Here is an 18,601-nt window from a genome sequence, read left to right on the forward strand (position 1 = left end):
GGACCGGCCGTGTCCGTGGCCGGAGCGCCGCGTCGGGAAGGAAGGCGAATGGCCGAGCCTCGTCGGCGCCGAGCGGCGACCGCGGAGAAGCTCACTCGCCTCCTCGACGCGACCGAGGAGATCATCCTGCGCCAGGGCTACGCGGCGGTGAGCTCCCGGGCCGTCGCGGCGAGGGTCGCCATCAACGCCCCGCTCGTGCACTACTACTTCCCGACGATCGACGACCTGTTCGTGGCCGTGCTGAAACGGCGCGCGGAGCAGACCCTGGAGCGGATGGCGGCGGCGCTGGCGTCCGCCCAGCCGTTGCGCGGGTGGTGGGAGCTCGTCTCGGACCCACGCGGGACGGCGCTGACCGTGGAGCTGATAGCGGCGGCGAACCACCGGCCGGCGCTGCGGGGAGAGGTCGGCAAGGTGGCCTACGAGGTCAGGCGGATGCAGGTCGAGACACTGTCCTCGATCCTCGGCGAGTACGGGCTCGACGCGGACGAGTTCCCGCCCGTGCTCATCGCCGCCACGATGCAGGGTCTCGCGTTCGCGGTGGTGGCGGACAGCGTGGCCGGCTATGACACCGCTCCCGAGGAGGCCGCGGCCGCTATGTCACGCCTGGTGGCTCGCCTCGAGGAACGGCGAGCAAGCCGCCGCGCCTGACCCGAGACCGGACGCCCGGCGGCTAATCGGAGGGCTGCGAGCAGGGGCGGCTGCCTGGCGCTGCCCTGGCCAGGGCGGCGCGGACGGACTCCCCGATGATCCCGGCCGCGGCGTCAGGTGCTTCGGGCCATCGCGATCATTCCCTTGAGCCCGAGCCCGGCCCTCGTGCCGCCGTCACACAGGATGTCAGTGCCGGTGAGATAGCCCGGCCGGCCGCTGACGCAGAACGCGAGCAGTTCGGCGATCTCCTCGGGCGCGCCGAAGCGCTTGAGGGCCGCGTAGTCGAGCAGCTTGCCCGCGCCGCTCTGCTCCTCGAGCCGGCCCATCGCTGTGTCGAACGAGCCCGGGGAGACCGAGAGGATGCGCGCGCCCTTGGCGCCGAACGACGCCGCCTGCCGCTGGGAGTACCAGATGACGAAGTTCTTGCTGATGGAATAGGCCGAACCCGGGCGCATCGACGCGGGGCCACGGCTGGCGGCGGCGGTCAGCTTCCTAGTGAACGTCGCGTGGTCTGTCAGGGCCAGTCGGTAGGCGCGCTTCGGGACGATGAAGCCGGGGACCATGTGCCCGGCGATCGAGGCGACGTTGACGAGGGCGAAGCCGGCATCCGCGATGGCTAGCGCGGCCTCGGTGACGTGCACGGTGCCGAGCGCGTTGATCCGCACGATGGTTTCGGCCGAGCCCATCTGCGGGCTGACGCCGGCCGTGTGCACCACGGCCGCGACCTCTCCCGCCTCGCCCGCGCGGGCGAACAGGGCGTCGACCGACTGCCGGTCGGTGATGTCGCAGCGCACGCCGTCGGCGTCGACGTCCAGCGTCTTGAGCTCCGTGACGGCCTCGTCCAGCCGTTCCTGGTTCACATCGCTGATGATCACTCGATGGTCGCGGCCCAGGATCTTGGCGGTCGCGAGCCCCATTCCACCCGCGCCTCCTGTGATGACAGCGGTCTTCACCATCGTTGTCATCTGCCTCCTTTGGCGTGGTTATCGCAGGCTACGACATTCGTCCGGTGTCGGCGGCCAACGGCCGAGAGGGCGGAGTTCTGGGCTGTTTCCCAGGACAGGAGACGACCCGTTCCCAGGACAGGTGACGACGCGGGCCGGTCAGGTTCCTGGCGAGACGGTGGAACCGGGGCGCGGGCGGTGGTGGCCGCCGCGGCTGGGTGGAGACTGCGAGCGTGAGCGGCGTCCGTGGGCTGAGCCCGGCCGGCTCGCCGGCCGGCGTCGGTGAGCCGGCCGGCATGGCGGGCGAGGCCGTGGGCCGTGGGCCGGGCGTCGGCGCCAGGCCGCTGGGCGGGCGGACGGTCGTGGTCACCGGCGCGAGCGCGGGCATCGGCGCCGCGGCGGCGCGGCGCCTCGCCGAGTTGGGCGCCGGGGTCGTGGTGGTCGGGCGCTGCCGGGAGCGGACCGCGGCGGTCGCCGGCGCCATTGGCGCCGTGCCGGTGTTCGCCGACTTCGCCCGGCTCGACGACGTTCGGCGGGCGGCCGACGAGATCTTGGGGCTATGCCCGCGGATCGACGTGCTGGCGAACAACGCCGGGGCGATGTTTCCAGATCGGCGGATGACCGTTGACGGGCACGAGATGACGTTCCAGGTCAACCATCTCGCCGGGTTTCTCCTCACCGGGCTATTGCTGCCTCGGCTGACCACGACGCCAAATTCCCGGGTGATCATGACCAGTAGTGTGATCAACGTGCTCGGATGTCTCGATCTCGACGACCTGGACCGGTTTCGCCGTCCCTACCGGCAGTTCTCGGCCTATGCCGACAGCAAGCTGGCAAACGTCCTGTTCGTGCGCGAACTCACCCGCCGGGCCGCGGCGGCCGGCGGCCCGGCCGCCGGTGGGCCGACGGCGACCGCCTTCCACCCCGGCTTCATCGCCAGCAACATCGGCCGGGACACCCGGCACATAACCAGGCTCAAAGGCCGCTGGTGGAGCCAGTACGTCACGCACACCCCTGGCTATGGCGCGCAGCCGCTGGTCGCGCTCGCCGTCCGCGTCGATCCACGCGCCGTCGACGGGGCCTACCTGCACCGCTTCCGGCGGCACGAGCACCTGCTGGTCTCCCGCGCGGCGCGCGACCCGGAGCTCGCCCGCCGGCTCTGGGACCGCTGCTCCGCCCTCGTCGGCCTGTCCGCCTGACCGCCGCGCCTGGCCCAGCCAGACGGGCGGGGACGGCCCGTACCGACACCGGCGCCTTGACCTCAAGGGAACTTGAGCTTTTAGCGTCGGCTCCATCGGCGGAGGACCGCCACCGCGCCCGCCGGATCGGCACCGGAGGATCACCAGAACTGTCTGACCCCGGTGTTTGTATCCGCTCATGGGGCGTGGACGGACGCGGAAGATGGGTGGTTGGGGCCGATGAGCATGGAGATGGTCGCGTGGTCGTCCCTGTATGGGGCGATGCACACGCAGGATGACCGGCGGTCGTTCTCCTGGGGGACGGTCCGGCGGATCGCGGCGTTCGCCCGGCCGCACCGCCGCCAGCTTGCCTGGTTCCTGCTGCTCAGCGTGGTGGTCGCCGCGCTGGCGGTCGCCACCCCGCTGCTGGCGGGCCGGGTCGTGACCGCGATCGTGGAGGGCTCCGAGACCCACGTCGTGGTCTGGCTGGCCGCGGTCATCGCGGCCATCGCCGTGGCCGAGGCGGCGCTCGGCCTGGTCAGCCGGTGGCTGTCGGCCAGCATCGGCGAGGGCCTGATCCTCGACCTGCGTACCGCCGTGTTCGACCACGTCCAGCGGATGCCGGTCGCCTTCTTCACCCGTACCCACACGGGCGCGCTGGTCAGCCGGCTGAACAACGACGTGATCGGCGCCCAGCGGGCCTTTTCCGACACGCTCTCCGGCATCGTCGGGAACCTCGTCGCGCTGCTGCTCACCGGGATCGTGATGTTCCGGCTGTCCTGGCAGATCACCCTGCTCGCGCTGGTGCTGCTGCCGATCTTCGTGCTGCCGGCGCGGCGGATGGGCGCCCGGCTGGCCCGGCTGGAGCGGGAGGCGGCGAACCACAACGCCGTGATGAGCACCCGGATGACCGAGCGGTTCTCGGCTCCCGGCGCGACCCTGGTGAAGCTGTTCGGCCGGCCCGGCGACGAGTCCGCCGAGTTCGCCCAGCGGGCGCGGCGGGTGCGCGACATCGGCCTGCGCACGGCGATGACGCAGATGGTGTTCGTCACCGCGCTCACGCTCGTCTCGACGCTCGCGCTGGCCCTCGTCTACGGACTCGGCGGCTTCATGGCGCTGCGCGGTGAGCTGGAGCCGGGCACCGTCGTCGCCCTTGCGCTGTTGCTGACCAGGCTTTACGCCCCGCTGACCGCGCTGGCGAGCGCGCGCGTGGAGGTCATGAGCGCGCTGGTGAGCTTCGAGCGGGTGTTCGAGGTGCTCGACCTGACGCCGCTGGTCGCCGAGCGCCCGCACGCCCGGCCGGTGCCCGACGGGCCGGTGCGCGTCGAGCTGGACCAGGTGAGCTTCACCTACCCGGCGGCCGACGCCGTCTCGCTCGCCTCCCTGGAGGAGGTCGCCGTGCTCGACGGCCGAGGCGGCGAGCAGGTGCTGCGAGGAGTGTCGCTGCGCGCGGAGCCCGGGCAGATGGTGGCGCTGGTCGGCTCCTCCGGCGCGGGCAAGTCGACGATCGCCCAGCTCGTCCCGCGGCTGTACGACGTCGACGAGGGCGCGGTGCGGCTTTCCGGGGTGGACGTGCGCGACCTGTCGTTCGAGTCGCTGCGGCGGACCATCGGGATGGTGACCCAGGACGGGCACCTGTTCCACGACACCGTCCGGGCGAACCTGCTGCTGGCGAACCCGGCGGCGGGCGAGGAGGAGCTCTGGGACGCGCTGCGCGGCGCCCGGCTCGCGGGTCTCGTCGCCGACCTGCCGGACGGGCTGGACACGGTGGTGGGCGAGCGGGGATACCGGCTGTCGGGTGGCGAGCGTCAACGGCTCACGATCGCCCGGCTGCTGCTGGCCCAGCCCCGGGTCGTCATCCTCGACGAGGCCACGGCGCACCTGGACTCCACCTCGGAGGCGGCGGTACAGGAGGCGTTGCGGGAGGCGCTCGCCGGCCGGACGGCGATCGTGATCGCCCACCGGCTCTCCACCATCCGTGACGCCGATCTCATTGCTGTAGTCGAGGGCGGCCGGATCATTGAGCAGGGCACCCATACCGAACTGCTCGTCGCCGAAGGCCGGTATGCCGAGCTCTACCGGACCCAGTTCGCCCAGGAGCGCTCGGCCACGGTGCCCGCGCAGGCCTCGGCCGGCGCGGTCCACGAATCGGTGGCCTGATCCCCTCAGCCGGCCGACCACGGAGATCATCGGAGCTGTGGCGGCACCCCGAGACACCCTTTGACCTGGGCCGGCTCGTCGCGATCGGGCATTCGTCAGACGGGTCGTGAGCTCTGGCGTACCGCCGGGGCACGCGACGGTCCGATGTTCCGATGTGTTGTCGGGGGAGGGACGGGGATGGTCGATGTGCCCCTGCACGATGACCGGCGAGGAGTGACAATGACGACCACAGTCGCCGAATCGATCGACGTCGAGGTGCCGATCCGCACCGCGTACAACCAGTGGACCCAGTTCGAGTCCTTCCCGAACTTCATGAGCGGCGTCGAGTCCGTGCAACAGATTGACGCCACCCACACCCACTGGCGGATCAGCGTCGGTGGGACGGAGCGCGAGTTCGACGCGGCCATCACCGAACAGCGGCCCGACGAGCGTGTCGCGTGGAAGAGCACTGGGGGGACGCAGCACGCCGGCGTGGTGACCTTCCACCGGCTCGCCGACGACAAGACCCGGGTGACCGTGCAGCTCGACTGGCAGCCGGACACGGTGGTCGAGAAGGTCGGGGCGGTCGTCGGTGTCGACGACCGCCGGGTGAAGGGCGACCTGAAGAGGTTCAAGTCGTTCATCGAGGAGCGCGGCACGGAAAATCCGACCGGCTCGTGGCGCGGCGAGGTCCCGCGCCCGTGACCGCGGCCGCTTCCTAGATCAGCTGCCTGGGACGCCGGCCCGGACACGGGCCGGCGTCCCGCTGTTTCCAGGACGGCCGGCCGCTGCCGGGCCAGCCGGACGCGTGGTTCCGATTCCGCCCGCCAACCGTGCCCGGCTCAGATGCGCCGGGCACGGTTGGAGCCTCCGGGGCGGGGCAGCCTGTGCGACGGCGGCGCATTCCGGAGATGAACCGCGGCGAACTTCGAGAAACGCCCGGTCACCGCCACCACCCTCAGGACGCCGTCGGGAGGGTCATTGTGGGCAAGGCAGCTGGAATCGATCTGGGCACGACGAACTCCGTCATCGCGGTGGTCGAGGGCGGCCAGCCGACGGTTGTCGCGAACGCGGAGGGATTCCGCACGACACCCTCCGTCGTGGCGTTCACCGACAGCGGGGAGCGGCTGGTCGGAGAACTGGCCCGCCGGCAGGCGATCCTGAACCCGAAGGGGACGATCACCTCGGTCAAGCGTTTCATCGGCCGCCGGTACGGCGAGGTGGCCAGTGAACGCGGGACGGTCACCTACGACCTGGCGCAGGGCCCGGACGGCGCGGCGCGCATCCTCGCCCGGGGGCGGCAGTACGCCCCCGAGGAGATCTCGGCGATGGTGCTGCGCAAGCTGGCCGACGACGCCGGGCGCTTCCTCGGCGAGAAGATCACCGAAGCGGTGATCACGGTGCCGGCGTACTTCAACGACGCCCAGCGGCAGGCGACCAAGGACGCCGGCCGGGTCGCCGGCCTCGAGGTGCTGCGCATCATCAACGAGCCGACGGCGGCGGCGCTCGCCTACGGCATGGACAAGCGGTCCCACGAGACGGTGCTGGTGTTCGACCTGGGCGGGGGAACGTTCGACGTGTCGATCCTGGACGTCGGCGACGGTGTCGTCGAGGTGCGCGCGACCGCCGGTGACACCCACCTCGGGGGCAACGACTGGGACCGGCGGCTCGTCGACTTCCTCGCCGACGAGTTCCGCGACCAGAACGGCATCGACCTGCGCGACGACCCGCAGGCGCTGCAGCGGCTCTTCGAGGCGGCGGAGCGGGCCAAGGTCGAGCTCTCGTCGGTCACGCAGACCCAGGTCAACCTGCCGTTCGTCACCGCGGACGCGAACGGCCCGAAGCACCTGAACACGACGGTGACGCGCTCGCAGTTCGAGAAGATCACCGAGAACCTGCTCGAGCGCTGCATGCCGCCGCTGCGCCGCGCGATGGCCGACGCGAAGATCTCCGAGAACGACGTCGACGAGGTCATCCTCGTCGGTGGCGCGACCAGGATGCCCGCCGTGCAGGCGCTGGTGCGCCGCCTCACCGGCGGGCGCGACCCGAACATGACGGTGAACCCGGACGAGGTCGTCGCCGTGGGCGCCGCCATCCAGGCGGCGGTCATCCGGGGCGAGGTGTCCGACGTGCTGCTGCTCGACGTCACGCCGCTGTCCCTGGGCGTCGAGACGCTCGGCGGCGTCAGCACGAAGGTCATCGACCGCAACACGACCATCCCGGCCCGGCGCACCGAGACGTTCTCCACCGCCGAGGACAACCAGTCGGCGGTGGACATCGTGGTGCTGCAGGGTGAGCGCGAGATGGCGGCGGACAACCGGGCGCTCGGCCGGTTCCGGCTGGAGGGCATCCGGCCCGCGCCCCGCGGGCAGGCACAGGTCGACGTCACCTACGACATCGACGCCAACGGCATCCTGAACGTGACCGCCCGGGACAAGGACACAGGCGCCGAGCAGCGCGTCACCATCTCGGACAACACCAACCTGCCGGCCGACGAGATCGAGCGCATGGTGGCCGAAGCCGAGAGCAACCGCGCCGAGGACACGCGCCTACGGGAGGACGCCGACGCCCGCAACCAGCTCGACACCATCGCCTACCAGGTCGAACGGCGCATCGGGGAGCTCGGCGACCGGGTGCCGGCGCACGAGCGGGCGCGCGCCGAACAGCTCGTCACCGACGCCCGGCAGGCGCTGCGGGAGCAGGGTGACGCGGCCCGGGTCCGCCCGGTCACCAACGAGCTGCAGCAGGTGCTCTACGGCCTCGCGGCCGGGCAGCGCGAGACCGCCGGCACCAGGACAGGCGCGGCGGGCGCCGCCGGTGGCGCGGCGGGCGGCGGGCAGGCGCCGCGCGGGGGCGGGGGCGGGGACGACGAGGTGATCGACGCCGAGTTCACCACCGGCGACGACACCCCCGGGGACCGTGACTGAGCGGCGCGCGGACGCCGGGCGGCCGGGCCCGGCGTCCGACTCGATGCCCGCCGACCCGATGCCCGCCGACCCCACGCCCGCCGACCCCCGCTGCCCCGACGAGGCCGTCGGCTCCGCCGGCGCCAGCGGGGTCGACGACCGGGTCGCGCAGCTGTCGACGGAGCTCGAGAGCTGCCAGCAGCGGCACCTGCGGACGCTCGCGGACTTCGACAACTACCGCCGCAGGACCGCGCGGGAGCTCGGGGCGGCGCGCGGCGCGGAACGCGACCGGGTGGTCCTCGCCTGGCTGCCGGTGCTCGACCACCTCGAGCTGGCCCTGGCCCACGCCGGAGCCGACCCAGGCGCGCTCGTGGACGGCCTGCACGGCGTGCGCCGCCTCGCGCTGGACGCCGTGGCGGCCTGCGGCGTGCGCCGCCTCGACGAGGAGACCGGCATGTACGACCCGGCCAGGCACGAGGTCGGCGCGGTGGTCAACGGCTCCTCCTCGGACCGGCCGGCTCCGGCGGGGGCCGTCGTCGAGGTGCTGCGCCCGGGCTACGAGGCGGACGGACGGGTGCTGCGGCCGGCGTCGGTCGCGGTGAGCACGGGCGGCTCGCCGGCCGCCGGTCCCAGGCCGGGGGCGCCCTGAGATGACTTCGGGCGCGCACCGGGCGAGCCGGGACTTCTACGACATCCTCGGCGTGGCGCGCGATGCCGACGCGGCCGAGATCCAGCGGGCCTACCGGACGCTCGCCCGGCGTTACCACCCGGACATCAACTCCGACCCCGGCGCGGAGGAGCGGTTCAAGGAGCTGTCGGAGGCCTACGACGTGCTGTCCGACCCGGACAGCCGGGCGCGCTACGACCGCTTCGGCCATGACTTCCGCCGGGTGTCCGAGGAGGCCGCGCGCCGGCCGCCGCCCGGCGCGGGGACGGGCGGGGCCCGCCCGCGCGCCGGGGCGGCTGGCTTCGGAGCAGGCGGCTTCGAGGAGTTCGACATCGGGGATCTCTTCGGCGCCGGCAGCGGGTTCTTCCGCCGCTACGGCGGGGCCGGGCCACTGGGCGGCGCGGACCAGGAAGCCGAGATCGAGGTGTCGCTCGCGGAGGCATACCGCGGCGGCCGGCGCCGCGTCAGCCTGGCGGGACCGGGGGGAAGCCGAGACCTCGACGTCACGGTCCCGGCTGGGGTGACCGGCGGCCAGCGGCTGCGGCTGGCCGGCCAGGGCGGCCGGGGCCGGGACGGCGGGCAGCCCGGCGACCTGTACCTGGTCGTGCGGCTGCTGCCCAGCGCGGGGTTCCGGCTCGACGGGCGCGACGTGCACACCGACCTGCGGCTGGCCCCGTGGGAGGGCGCGCTGGGCGCAAAGGTTCCCCTCGTGCTCCCGACGGGCGAGCGGGCGACGGTCACGGTCCCGCCCGGGACGTCCAGCGGGCGCGCGCTGCGCCTGGCCGGTCGCGGTCTGCCCGGCGGAGGGCGCGGGGCCGGTGGCGACCTGTTCGCGCACGCGCGGATCGTGGTTCCGCCCAGACTCGGCCCCCGGGAGGCGGAGCTGTTCCGCGAGCTGGCCCGGGAGTCCTCGTTCGACCCGAGGGGGCGGTCATGACCAGTCTGCTCGCGCCGCGGCGGATGCACGGCGCCGATCTGGATCTGGCCTCGTTCTGCGAGGTCGTCCACCTGCACCCGGACCTGGTCCGGCGGCTGGTGGCGCTGGGCCTGATCGAGGCGCGCGTCGACGCCGACGGCCACTGGTGGATGACGGCGACCGCGGTCGCCCGCGCGGGCCGGATCGAGCGCCTTCGGCGTGATCTCGGCATCACCTACACGGCGACGGGAGTCGTGCTCGACCTCCTCGACCGGATCGACGAGCTCGAGCGGCTCCTGCGCACCCGACCGGCGCGAGGCGAGGCGCACCGCTGGACCTGAACCCGTCTCCTTGACCTCCAGTACGGTTGAGTTCCTATCGTCGCGATCATGGTCGATTCTGAGATCGCCCGTTGGCTCGGCGCGGGGGGCCAACCGTCGCCCCACCTCGTTGCCCCGACGCCCGGCGAGACGTCGGTGCCTGACCTGGACTGGCTGCGCGCGGCCGTCGGCCCGGCGCGCGTCGTCGGCATCGGCGTTCCGACCCACGGCGCCCGGGAGCTGTTCACCCTCGCGCACCGGATCATCGGGTACCTGGCCGACGAGCTGGACTTCCGCGCGGTGGCGATGGACGAACCGGACCGTCCGGGCGCCGCGCTGGACGCCTATGCGCGGCACGGCGACGGCGACCCTGAAGCGATTGTCCGGGAGTTGCACCCGCACCACCGCACCGTCGAGATGCTTCGTCTCGTCGGGTGGATGCGGGACCGGGCGACTCGGACACCGAATGCTCCGCTCCACTTCGTCGGCCTGCTGCCCACGGCGCCGGCCCCAGCCGCCGGCGTCGCCGAGAACGCCGCGGTCGGCGGCCCGCGCGCGAAGGGAGCCGGCCGGAACGACTCACCTGAAGGCGGTTCCGGGAAAGGCGACGATGACGGTGCCGGTACGCAAGGTGATGGCGACGGCCGCGGCGACGAGGTAGCGAACGGCAGAGCGGCCTGGATCGGCTTCGTCGAGCAGTGGCTGGCACAGGCTGTGCTGCGCTGGCACGCACAGACAGCGGCGAAGATCATCGTTCTGAGCGGGATCAGCCACACGGCCGTCGGTCATCGCCGAACCGTGACCACAGGAGCCGCGCCGCCGGTCACGCACCGCAACGCGGGCAGCTATCTGCGGGAGGGCCTGGGGCCCGGCGGTTACGCCTCCCTCGGCCTGACGTTCCACCACGGCGTGGTCGACCTCGGCGAGGGGCCGCACCCGATTCCGCCTCCGCCGGCGGGCACCGTGGAGTCGCTGCTGGGGGCGCCACCGAGGCCGATCGTGCTCGACACCCGCGCCGCGGCGGACACGCCCCTCGAGCGCTGGCTGGCCAGGCCGGCGACCGTGCGCCTGGTTGGCCCGGCGTTCGATCCCGCCGATCCGTCGAAGGCTGCGATGTCCGGCGGATCACTGGCCGAATGGTTCGACGCGGTAGCGCACGTCGGACGGGTCTCTCCAGTTCATCCGCTGGGGTCTTGATCTGAACCGCATTGACGCGGGTCGTCCCTGGACAGTTTCTCGCTGGTACGGCAGACGGCTGACGGCTCTTTGCGGTCGGGCTGGGCTTGCCGTTGGACGGTGTCAGCGGTCGACCGCGGCCATGTTCGCCTCGTCGTGACGCTCGCCGGCGGCCGGAGTGAGGTTGTTCAGCCGGTCGAGTTGGTCGGTGCTGAGTTCGATGCGGTCGGCGGCGGTGTTCTCCTCGACGCGGGCGACTCGTCGGGTTCCAGGGATCGGGGCGATGTCGTCGCCTCGGGCGAGCAGCCAGGCCAGGGCGATCTGTGCCGGTGTGGCGCCGGCTTCGGCGGCGACGGCCGCGACCTCGCCGACGATGCGCAGATTGCGCTGGAAGTTCTCGCCGGTGAAGCGGGGGTTGGTCTTGCGCCAGTCGTCGGCGGGAATGTCGTCGACGGTGCGGATCTGGCCGGTGAGGAAGCCGTGGCCGAGCGGGGAGTAGGGAACGAAGCCGATGCCGAGTTGGCGGAGCAGGGGCAGTAGCTCGGCCTCGGGGTCGCGGGTCCAGAGGGAGTATTCGGTCTGGAGCGCGGCGACCGGGTGCACGGCGTGGGCCCGGCGGATCGTGCTGGGACTGGCCTCGGACAGACCGATGTAGCGGATCTTGCCCTCGGTGACCAGTTCGGCCAGGGCTCCGGCGGTGTCCTCAATGGCGGTGTTCCGGTCGACCCGGTGCTGGTAGTAGAGGTCGATGCGGTCGGTGCCCAGCCGCGTCAGCGAGCCCTCGACCGCGGCGCGGATGTTGGCGGGACTGCTGTCGGCGACGCCAGGGCCGCCACCGGAGTGGGAGACCAGGCCGAACTTCGTGGCCACTACCACCTGGTCGCGGCGACCCTTGATGGCCTGGCCGACCAGTTCCTCGCTGTGGAACGGGCCGTAGATCTCGGCGGTGTCGATGTGGGTGACGCCCAGGTCCAGCGCCCGGTGGATCGCGCGGATCGACTCGGCGTCGTCGAGGCCGCCGCCACTGGTGTAGATCCCGGCCATGGTCATCGCGCCCAGGCCGATCCGGGATACGTCGAGCCCTCCTAGAGACACGTGCTTCATCAGCTAGCTCCTGTTCGCAGTTCTCGCATTCCGGGTTAAGACGGTCATCCGGCTTGCTTTGCCTCGATGCCAGGTGTTCCCCGTGGTGTCGGGCCGGTACGGACCGGGTTCCGCCCGCATGGCCTGCCGGGGTCTGCCGCGGCCGGTCCAGGCGGCGACGCTGATGCAACCAAGTCGCGAGCGCGCGAAGAAGTCACTGCTGGCAGGTGTACTGACAGCCCACTCCTCGTCGCCGGGTTCGTGTCTAGCCTGGATTCGTGGGCAACCGTGACGAGGTCAAGGCGTTTCTCACGTCCCGTCGCGCGAAGATCACGCCCGAGAGGGCCGGGCTGACCACCTACGGCCGCCGTAGACGGGTCCCGGGACTTCGGCGTGGCGAGGTCGCGGACCTGGCCGGTGTCAGCGTCGAGTACTACGCCCAGCTCGAACGGGGCAACCTCGCGGGCGTCTCCGACGTCGTCCTGGACGCCGTGGCCCGGGCACTGCAACTGGACGAAGCCGAGCGCGCTCACCTGCTCGACCTCGCCCGCGCCGCCGGCCCCGCTGCCCGGACGCGCCGCAAGCCCTCGACCCAACAGGTGCGACCCAGTATCCAACGGCTCCTGGATCTCATGACCGAGATTCCAGCGATCGTGAACAACGCCCGCCTGGACGCCGTGGCCGCCAATCCCTTCGGCCGGGCGCTGTTCGCACCTGTCTACGCCACCCCCGGCCGCTCGGCCCATCGGCCGGTCAACCACGCCCGGTTCACCTTCCTCGACCCCCGCGCCCACGACTTCTGGCTCGACTGGGAACGTGCCGCCGACGACAGCGTGAGCACCCTGCGCACCGAAGCCGGCCGTGACCCCCACGACAGGGGACTCATCGACCTGGTCGGGGAACTCTGCACCCGCAGCGATGCCTTCCGTGTCCGCTGGGCCGCCCACGACGTCCGCCTGCACCGCACCGGACGCAAACGCATCCACCACCCCGCCGTCGGCGACCTGCACCTGAACTTCGAGGTCATGGAACTGCCTGCCGACCCCGGCCTGTGCCTGATCGCCTTTCACGCCGACACGGGCTCGGCCGACGCCGACGCCCTGCGCCTCCTCGCGAGCTGGGCGGCAACGCAAGATCCGGCCGGCACCCCTGGGGCCCTGGAAAGGCCGCCGGCGAGTCGCTGAGCCTCGGCGGAGGAGCGGCCCGAAGCGGCCTGGAAACGGGCTGAAACGACGGGGCAGGCCGCGCTAGCGCCGTAAGGCGAACGCATAGCTGCGCAACATGACGGGCTGCAATCGGACCCGGCCAGCTCCTCCAGGTACGACGACGCCGCGGAATGCTCTCCTTCGGGCATCACCACTCGCCACGGCAACCCTGCCGGGAACGCCCGCACCGCGCCAACCGGCTGTCTCACTCGACCTCGAATTCGCCGGACGCCCTGCTGGCGTCACCGAGGTCCAGGTCACCTGGTCTGGTCGTTTGGGCGTTCCCACAGGCATGCGCGGCGCCGCGCAGCCGTCCGCTCTTTCGCGTGAGCCGAGCCGGGGCGTGGACACTCCCTGCCGGTCAGGGCGCGTGCTGGTCAGGGCGCGGAGTCGAACCCGGCCACTCGGCGGAGCAAGGTCCGGGTGGCGGCGAGGAGCCGGTCGTCGGACGGCGGGGCGTGCCCGAAGCTGCCCGGGTCGAAGGCGTGCATGGTCACGTAGAAGAGGACCGCCGTGGTGGCGGGGTCGACCACGGCGTAGGCGCCCGCCGCGGTGCCGGCCTCGAGCAGCGACTGGATCACCTCGACCAGCCGCAGGTGGGGAGCTGGCAGGTCGGGGCGGGGGCGCGGGCCGCCGTGCCGGAACAGGACCTCGTGGAGGTCGTAGTTCTCCCGGAACGCGTCGAAGCTGGCCTGCACACACGCGTCGAGCTTGTCTCCCCAGCCGGGTGACGCGTCGATAGCGGCGGCGATCCGGTCGGCGAACAGGTCCGAGAAGCGTTCCTGGAGCGCGTGGACGACCTCGTCCTTGGACTTGAAGTGCAGGTAGAAGGTGCCCTTGGCCACGCCGGCCGCCCGCGTCAGGTCGTCGATGGTGACCGTGGCGATGCCCTTGCGCATGATCAGCTGTTCGGCCGCGTCCAGCAGGTCGGCGCGGCGTTGCTCGGCTGGTTTGGTGCGCGGCCTCGTCGGCTCGTTCGCGGCCCGGCTCGCTGGTGGCACGGCGTCCACGCTACAGCCGAAGCCCTTGGCGGCGGCATTGACTGACTGTCAGTCAGTCACCTAAGGTCAGCCTAACCATCGGGTTCTGCGCTGGAGGTGCGGAATGGGCGGGCCGGCAACAGGCAGCGGTCTATGAGGGGTTTTCGGAAGGTCATGTCGCTGGCGTCCGGGGTGGCGGGCTATGTGGCCACCGCGAGCGCGATTCGGCTGGCGGTGGTGGCCACCGCGATCGCCCAGGGTTTCCTGCTGGCCGCGGTTCTCGAACATGTGCTGGCCGGCGAGGGAATCGGAGCCCAGCGGGACCGGGTGGTCGCCATCGGCGCCCTGATCGTGGCCCGGTTCGCCCTGACATGGGCCGGTGAACCGGTAACCGAGGCGACCGGCGCCGCGACCAAGGAACTGCTGCGCGGCCGGGCCTTCGCCAAGGTGGCCGCTCTCGGCCCCGGCCACGTCGCCGGCGCGCGGACGGGCGAGCTGCGGGCGACCCTGGTCGAGGGGATCGAGTCGCTGGAGAACTACTACGGCAGGTTCCTGCCATCCCTGGTGGCCGCGGTGGCGGCGCCGCTGGCGGTGGTGGCCGTCCTGGCGCCCCGGGACGCCTGGCTGGCGCTGCTGATCGCCGGATTCGCGGTCGCGGCGGTGGTCCTGCCGCCGCTGTGGGCGGGGCCGCTGGAGGAGCGCAGCGAACAGCGCATGTCGGCCTACATAGGTCTGGGCGCGCAGTTCCTCGACACGTTGCAGGGGCTGGTCACCCTGAAGGCGTTCGGCGCGGCCGACCGTCGCCGGGACGACCTGCGGCGCGGCTCGGACCAGTTGATCACCCGGTGGATCCGGGAGATGGCGGCGGCGCTGGTGCCGTTGGCCATCTACCACCTGGCGATCGTCGGCGGCGTGGCGACGGTGGCCGCCGTCGCGGCGGCGCGAGCGGCGAATGGCGGGCTGGCCGCCGGCCCGATGTTCCTGGCGCTCTTCCTGTCGGTGCAGGCGCTGCGGCCGATCAACGTGCTCGCGGCCGCCTACCACACCACCTACGAGGCCGGCACCGCCGCCGACCGCCTCCACGCCCTGTTCGCCACCGTCTCACCCGCTCCGGTCCGCTCGACCGCCACCCCGGCGGCGGGGCTGGCGCCATCGATCACCTTCGACCGCGTCACGTTCGCGTATGACACCCGCGAGCGCCCGGTGCTGTCGGACTTCTCGCTCCAGGTGGACCCGGGCCGGACCGTCGCCGTCGTCGGGCCGTCAGGAGCGGGCAAGACCAGCGTGGTGTCCCTGCTGCTCCGGTTCTTCGACCCGCGACAGGGGGTAGTGCGCATCGGCGGCCGTGACGTGCGCGATCTGCCGTCGGACCAGCTCCGTTCGATGATCGCTCTGGTCGCGCAGGACACGTACCTCTTCGGGGGCACGGTGGCCGAGAACGTGGCCATGGCCCGGCCCGGCGCCAGCCGCGCCGACGTCGAGACGGCGGCCCGGGTCGCGGGCGCCCACGAGTTCATCGCCGCGCTGCCCGACGGCTACGACAGCCCCGTCGGCGAGCGAGGCCTGCGGCTCTCGGGTGGGCAGCGCCAACGGCTGGCAATCGCCCGCGCCGTGCTGGCCGACGCCCCGATCCTCGTGCTCGACGAGGCGACCGCCAGCGTCGACGCCGCCGCGGAGGCCTCGATCCAGTCCGCCCTGGACCAGCTCACGGCCCAGCGAACCACCCTGATCATCGCGCACCGCCTGTCGACGGTGCGAAACGCCGACCAGATCGTCGTCCTCGACGACGGCCGAGTGGTCGAGACCGGCCGCCACGACGAGCTCGTCACGCACGCGGGCGCCTACGCGCGGCTGATCTCGGCACAGGAGGTCCACTGATGCCCACCGACACCGAGCCGACCCACACCGAGCCCACTGACGCGAAGCCGATCGGCACCGGGCCCACCGGCATCGGGCCGCTCGGCGCGCGACCCACCGGCTCGGACCCGAGCGCGGCCACCCACCGCTGGCCGCTGATGGATGTGATGTGGCGGCCGGGCGCGGGGCGGCTCGCCCTGCTCCTGACGGTGCTGGGAGCGCTCGCCCAGCACGGCTTCGCGGTCGTGGCTGGCGCCATCGGCGGCTGGCTGATCGGCGCCGCGGCCAGCGGGCGGCCCGCCGCCGACCTCACCGGGTGGATCGTCGCGCTGGCGGTGGCGGTGGTGGTTTCCGTCGTCGGCACCTGGGCCAACGGCCAGTTCGGCCATGCCTTCGCCTTCCGCCACCAGGCCGCCCTGCGGCTGCGCGTGTTCGACGGCCTGGAGCGCGGCGCGCCCCGTGAGCCGCAAGGAAAACGGACCGGCGACCTCGCCGCCGTCGCGATGGGCGACGTCGAGGCCCTCGAGGGGTTCCTCGCTCATCTGGCCCCCACCGTCGCGGTCGCGGTCACGGTCGGGACTGGCTCACTGATCGCGTTGGGCCTCATCCACCCGGCGCTGGCGGGCATCGCCGCGGCCGGCATGGTCGCCACCGCCGTGCTGCCCGTCTTCCTGGCCCGACGCGGCCAAAGCGGCGCGGACGGGCTGCGCGGCGAGCTCGGCGCGCTCAACGCCGACGTGGTCGACGGGGTGCAGGGCCTGCGCGAGCTGGTCGTGTTTCGCCAGGTCGACGCGTGGTGGGACCGGCTGCGTCGCCGCACCCAGACCTACAAGCGTCACCAGCTCGCCCACAGCCGCGCGGTCGGTCTCCAGGCGGCGGCCACCGACAGCCTGGTGTCCGTCACCACGGTCGCGGTGCTGATCACGGTGGTGGGACTCGCCGCGGACCACACGATCTCGCTGGCCGCCGCCACGGCGGCGGTGACCCTGGAGGTCGCCGCCCTCGCCGTGGTGGTGGAGACGGTGGCCATGGCCGGCATGCTGGCCCCGCTGCGGGCCAGCGCGTCCAGGGTGCTCGCCATCATCGACCAGCCCGCCCAGATCGCCGACACGGCCACCACGACGCCGACTGTCACCAGCGCCCGGATCCGATTCGACGACGTCACCTTCGGCTATGAACCCGGGCGGCAGGTGCTCAGTCGGGCCTCGTTCGAGGTCGCGCCGGGCGAAATGGTCGCGCTCGTGGGCCGCTCGGGCGCAGGCAAGTCGACATGTGTGAATCTCCTGCTGAGGTTCTGGGATCCCGCCGCGGGCAGGATCACCATCGACGAGCACGACCTGCGCGACTTTCCTTTGGCCGAGCTGCGTCGCCTCATCGCCGTCATTCCTCAGGACGTGTACCTGTTCGACGGGACCGTCGCCGACAACCTCCGCCTGGCCCGGCCCGCCGCCAGCGCCGACGAACTCGAGCGGGCGGCCCGAGCGGCCAACGCCCACGACTTCATCGCCGCCCTGCCCGGCGGCTACGACACCCCCGTCGGCGAGCGCGGCGCACTGCTGTCCGGTGGGCAGCGGCAACGCCTGGCCATCGCCCGGGCGCTGCTGCGGGACAGCCCCATCCTGGTGATGGACGAAGCCGCGTCCAATCTCGACACCGAGAACGAGCGCGCGATCCAGAACGCCGTCCGCGCCGCCCGCCAAGGACGGACCACAGTGGTCATCGCCCACCGGCTCTCCACAATCCGCGGCGCCGACCGGGTAGTCGTGCTCGAGGACGGCCAAGCCGCCGAAGTCGGAACCCACGACCATCTGCTGGCCCAAGGCGGCCGATACGCGGCCATCATCGCCAGCCAACTCGAGGCCTAGGCGCAGACCTCCGAGGGCCGCCCGCCCGCTGGCGCGGAGGAGTGCCTCAGCCCGCCAGGGCATCGCGGGTGGCGATGCCGGTGAGGTTGACGGTGCTCAGGCCCTGGTGCATGCCCGGCGCCACCGAGACCATGAAGTAGCCACGCAGGTAGTAGGAGCCCTGGTTGTAGGCGAAGGACGGGTCGCCGGCCGGGCCGAGGTCGAGGCGGTAGACGGTGCCGGTGCACGGGCTGCCCGGCGGGAAGCCGGGCGACTGACCGGCCGCCAGTTCCTCGCATTCGAACAGGACGAAGTTCGGCCGGTCGTCGCCGCCGTAGTCGGGACCGGGGGAGAAGAATTCCTCATTGCCGTCGGCTGTTGCCTCGACGTCCAGGAAGACCAGTTGGGTGTCGTGTTCGGCAATGAAGGCGCCGAACGCGGTTGCCTGCTCGAGATGGCCGATCCGGTCCGTGTAGCGGGGGATGCCGGAGCCGGGCTGGCCGCCGTCCTGGTCCGGAACGGACGGGGTGCCCTCGGGCGACACCTGCTCGGCGCCCGCCGTCGCCGGCGCCGTGCCCCGGCCCTCCCCGGACGCCCCGGGCTCGCCGGCGGCGGTGGTCACCACGGCTTCGCCGGCGCGGTCCGGGCCGCGGTCACCGTCGTCGCGCTGCGCGGCGGCCACCGCGGCGGCGGTCAGCGTCACGACCAGCAGCCCGGCCCCGACGCCGGTCACGGCCC

The 18,601-nt window shown here is 72.4% G+C and carries 16 protein-coding genes; 12 read left to right on the top strand and 4 right to left on the bottom strand.

The genetic code is table 11. From position 1 onward, the window contains the following. Positions 1–48: 48 nt before the first annotated feature. Entirely contained in the window at positions 49–648 is a 600-nt protein-coding gene (locus I6A81_RS22805) for a TetR/AcrR family transcriptional regulator (protein ID WP_203001773.1), read from the top strand. 113 nt (positions 649–761) lie between these two features. Here I6A81_RS22805 and I6A81_RS22810 read toward each other — a convergent pair whose 3' ends face one another. Continuing rightward, positions 762–1,604, bottom strand: a complete 843-nt coding sequence (locus tag I6A81_RS22810; RefSeq protein WP_203001803.1) for an SDR family oxidoreductase — start codon at positions 1,602–1,604, stop codon at positions 762–764. Positions 1,605–1,825: 221 nt separating this feature from the next. Here I6A81_RS22810 and I6A81_RS22815 point away from each other — a divergent pair, with 221 nt between their 5' ends. From I6A81_RS22815 to I6A81_RS22850, 8 genes are all read left to right on the top strand, one after another. Further along, the gene (locus tag I6A81_RS22815) at positions 1,826–2,791 is read left to right on the top strand and encodes an SDR family NAD(P)-dependent oxidoreductase (protein ID WP_307874841.1); all 966 of its coding nucleotides are present in this window, start codon (positions 1,826–1,828) and stop codon (positions 2,789–2,791) included. A 219-nt stretch (positions 2,792–3,010) separates the two neighbouring features. Further along, positions 3,011–4,930 carry an ABC transporter ATP-binding protein gene (locus tag I6A81_RS22820; protein ID WP_203001774.1) on the top strand — a complete coding sequence of 640 codons (1,920 nt, stop codon included), beginning with the start codon at positions 3,011–3,013 and terminating at the stop codon, positions 4,928–4,930. A 219-nt stretch (positions 4,931–5,149) separates the two neighbouring features. Further along, positions 5,150–5,614 (top strand): SRPBCC family protein, encoded by a 465-nt coding sequence (locus I6A81_RS22825; RefSeq protein ID WP_203001775.1) that lies wholly within the window; start codon positions 5,150–5,152, stop codon positions 5,612–5,614. Between the two features lie 278 nt (positions 5,615–5,892). Next, positions 5,893–7,836, top strand: coding sequence for a molecular chaperone DnaK (dnaK, locus tag I6A81_RS22830; protein ID WP_203001776.1), 1,944 nt, complete (start codon positions 5,893–5,895; stop codon positions 7,834–7,836). Next, positions 7,829–8,464 (top strand): nucleotide exchange factor GrpE, encoded by a 636-nt coding sequence (locus I6A81_RS22835; protein WP_307874842.1) that lies wholly within the window; start codon positions 7,829–7,831, stop codon positions 8,462–8,464. Before dnaK ends, I6A81_RS22835 begins: the two co-directional genes overlap by 8 nt. A 1-nt stretch (position 8,465) precedes the next feature. Then, positions 8,466–9,419, top strand: coding sequence for a DnaJ C-terminal domain-containing protein (locus tag I6A81_RS22840; protein ID WP_203001777.1), 954 nt, complete (start codon positions 8,466–8,468; stop codon positions 9,417–9,419). Then, complete coding sequence (locus I6A81_RS22845; protein WP_203001778.1) at positions 9,416–9,739, top strand: chaperone modulator CbpM; 324 nt, start codon at positions 9,416–9,418, stop codon at positions 9,737–9,739. Before I6A81_RS22840 ends, I6A81_RS22845 begins: the two co-directional genes overlap by 4 nt. Positions 9,740–9,787: 48 nt before the next feature. Continuing rightward, entirely contained in the window at positions 9,788–10,915 is a 1,128-nt protein-coding gene (locus I6A81_RS22850; protein ID WP_203001779.1) for an erythromycin esterase family protein, read from the top strand. A gap of 102 nt (positions 10,916–11,017) precedes the next feature. Here I6A81_RS22850 and I6A81_RS22855 read toward each other — a convergent pair whose 3' ends face one another. Beyond that, complete coding sequence (locus I6A81_RS22855) at positions 11,018–11,998, bottom strand: aldo/keto reductase (RefSeq protein WP_203001780.1); 981 nt, start codon at positions 11,996–11,998, stop codon at positions 11,018–11,020. Positions 11,999–12,255: 257 nt separating this feature from the next. Here I6A81_RS22855 and I6A81_RS22860 point away from each other — a divergent pair, with 257 nt between their 5' ends. After that, positions 12,256–13,161 carry a helix-turn-helix domain-containing protein gene (locus I6A81_RS22860; RefSeq protein WP_203001781.1) on the top strand — a complete coding sequence of 302 codons (906 nt, stop codon included), beginning with the start codon at positions 12,256–12,258 and terminating at the stop codon, positions 13,159–13,161. A gap of 398 nt (positions 13,162–13,559) precedes the next feature. On the opposite strand, the gene I6A81_RS22865 is transcribed toward I6A81_RS22860, so the two are convergent. After that, positions 13,560–14,183 (bottom strand): TetR/AcrR family transcriptional regulator, encoded by a 624-nt coding sequence (locus tag I6A81_RS22865; RefSeq protein ID WP_203001782.1) that lies wholly within the window; start codon positions 14,181–14,183, stop codon positions 13,560–13,562. Positions 14,184–14,315: 132 nt separating this feature from the next. On the opposite strand from I6A81_RS22865, the gene I6A81_RS22870 reads away from it, so the two are divergent. Together I6A81_RS22870 and I6A81_RS22875 are read left to right on the top strand one after the other, a co-directional pair. Further along, a complete protein-coding gene (locus I6A81_RS22870) occupies positions 14,316–16,040 on the top strand; it encodes an ABC transporter ATP-binding protein (protein WP_203001783.1) in 1,725 nt (574 codons plus the stop codon). Continuing rightward, positions 16,040–17,884, top strand: a complete 1,845-nt coding sequence (locus I6A81_RS22875; protein WP_203001784.1) for an ABC transporter ATP-binding protein — start codon at positions 16,040–16,042, stop codon at positions 17,882–17,884. Before I6A81_RS22870 ends, I6A81_RS22875 begins: the two co-directional genes overlap by 1 nt. Before the next feature lie 46 nt (positions 17,885–17,930). Here I6A81_RS22875 and I6A81_RS22880 read toward each other — a convergent pair. Next, positions 17,931–18,601: hypothetical protein (locus tag I6A81_RS22880; RefSeq protein ID WP_203010294.1), on the bottom strand; the 671-nt coding region annotated here is incomplete at its 5' end.

The sequence above is a fragment of the Frankia nepalensis genome, assembly GCF_016786325.1.
Taxonomy (GTDB): Bacteria; Actinomycetota; Actinomycetes; order Frankiales; family Frankiaceae; genus Pseudofrankia; species Pseudofrankia nepalensis.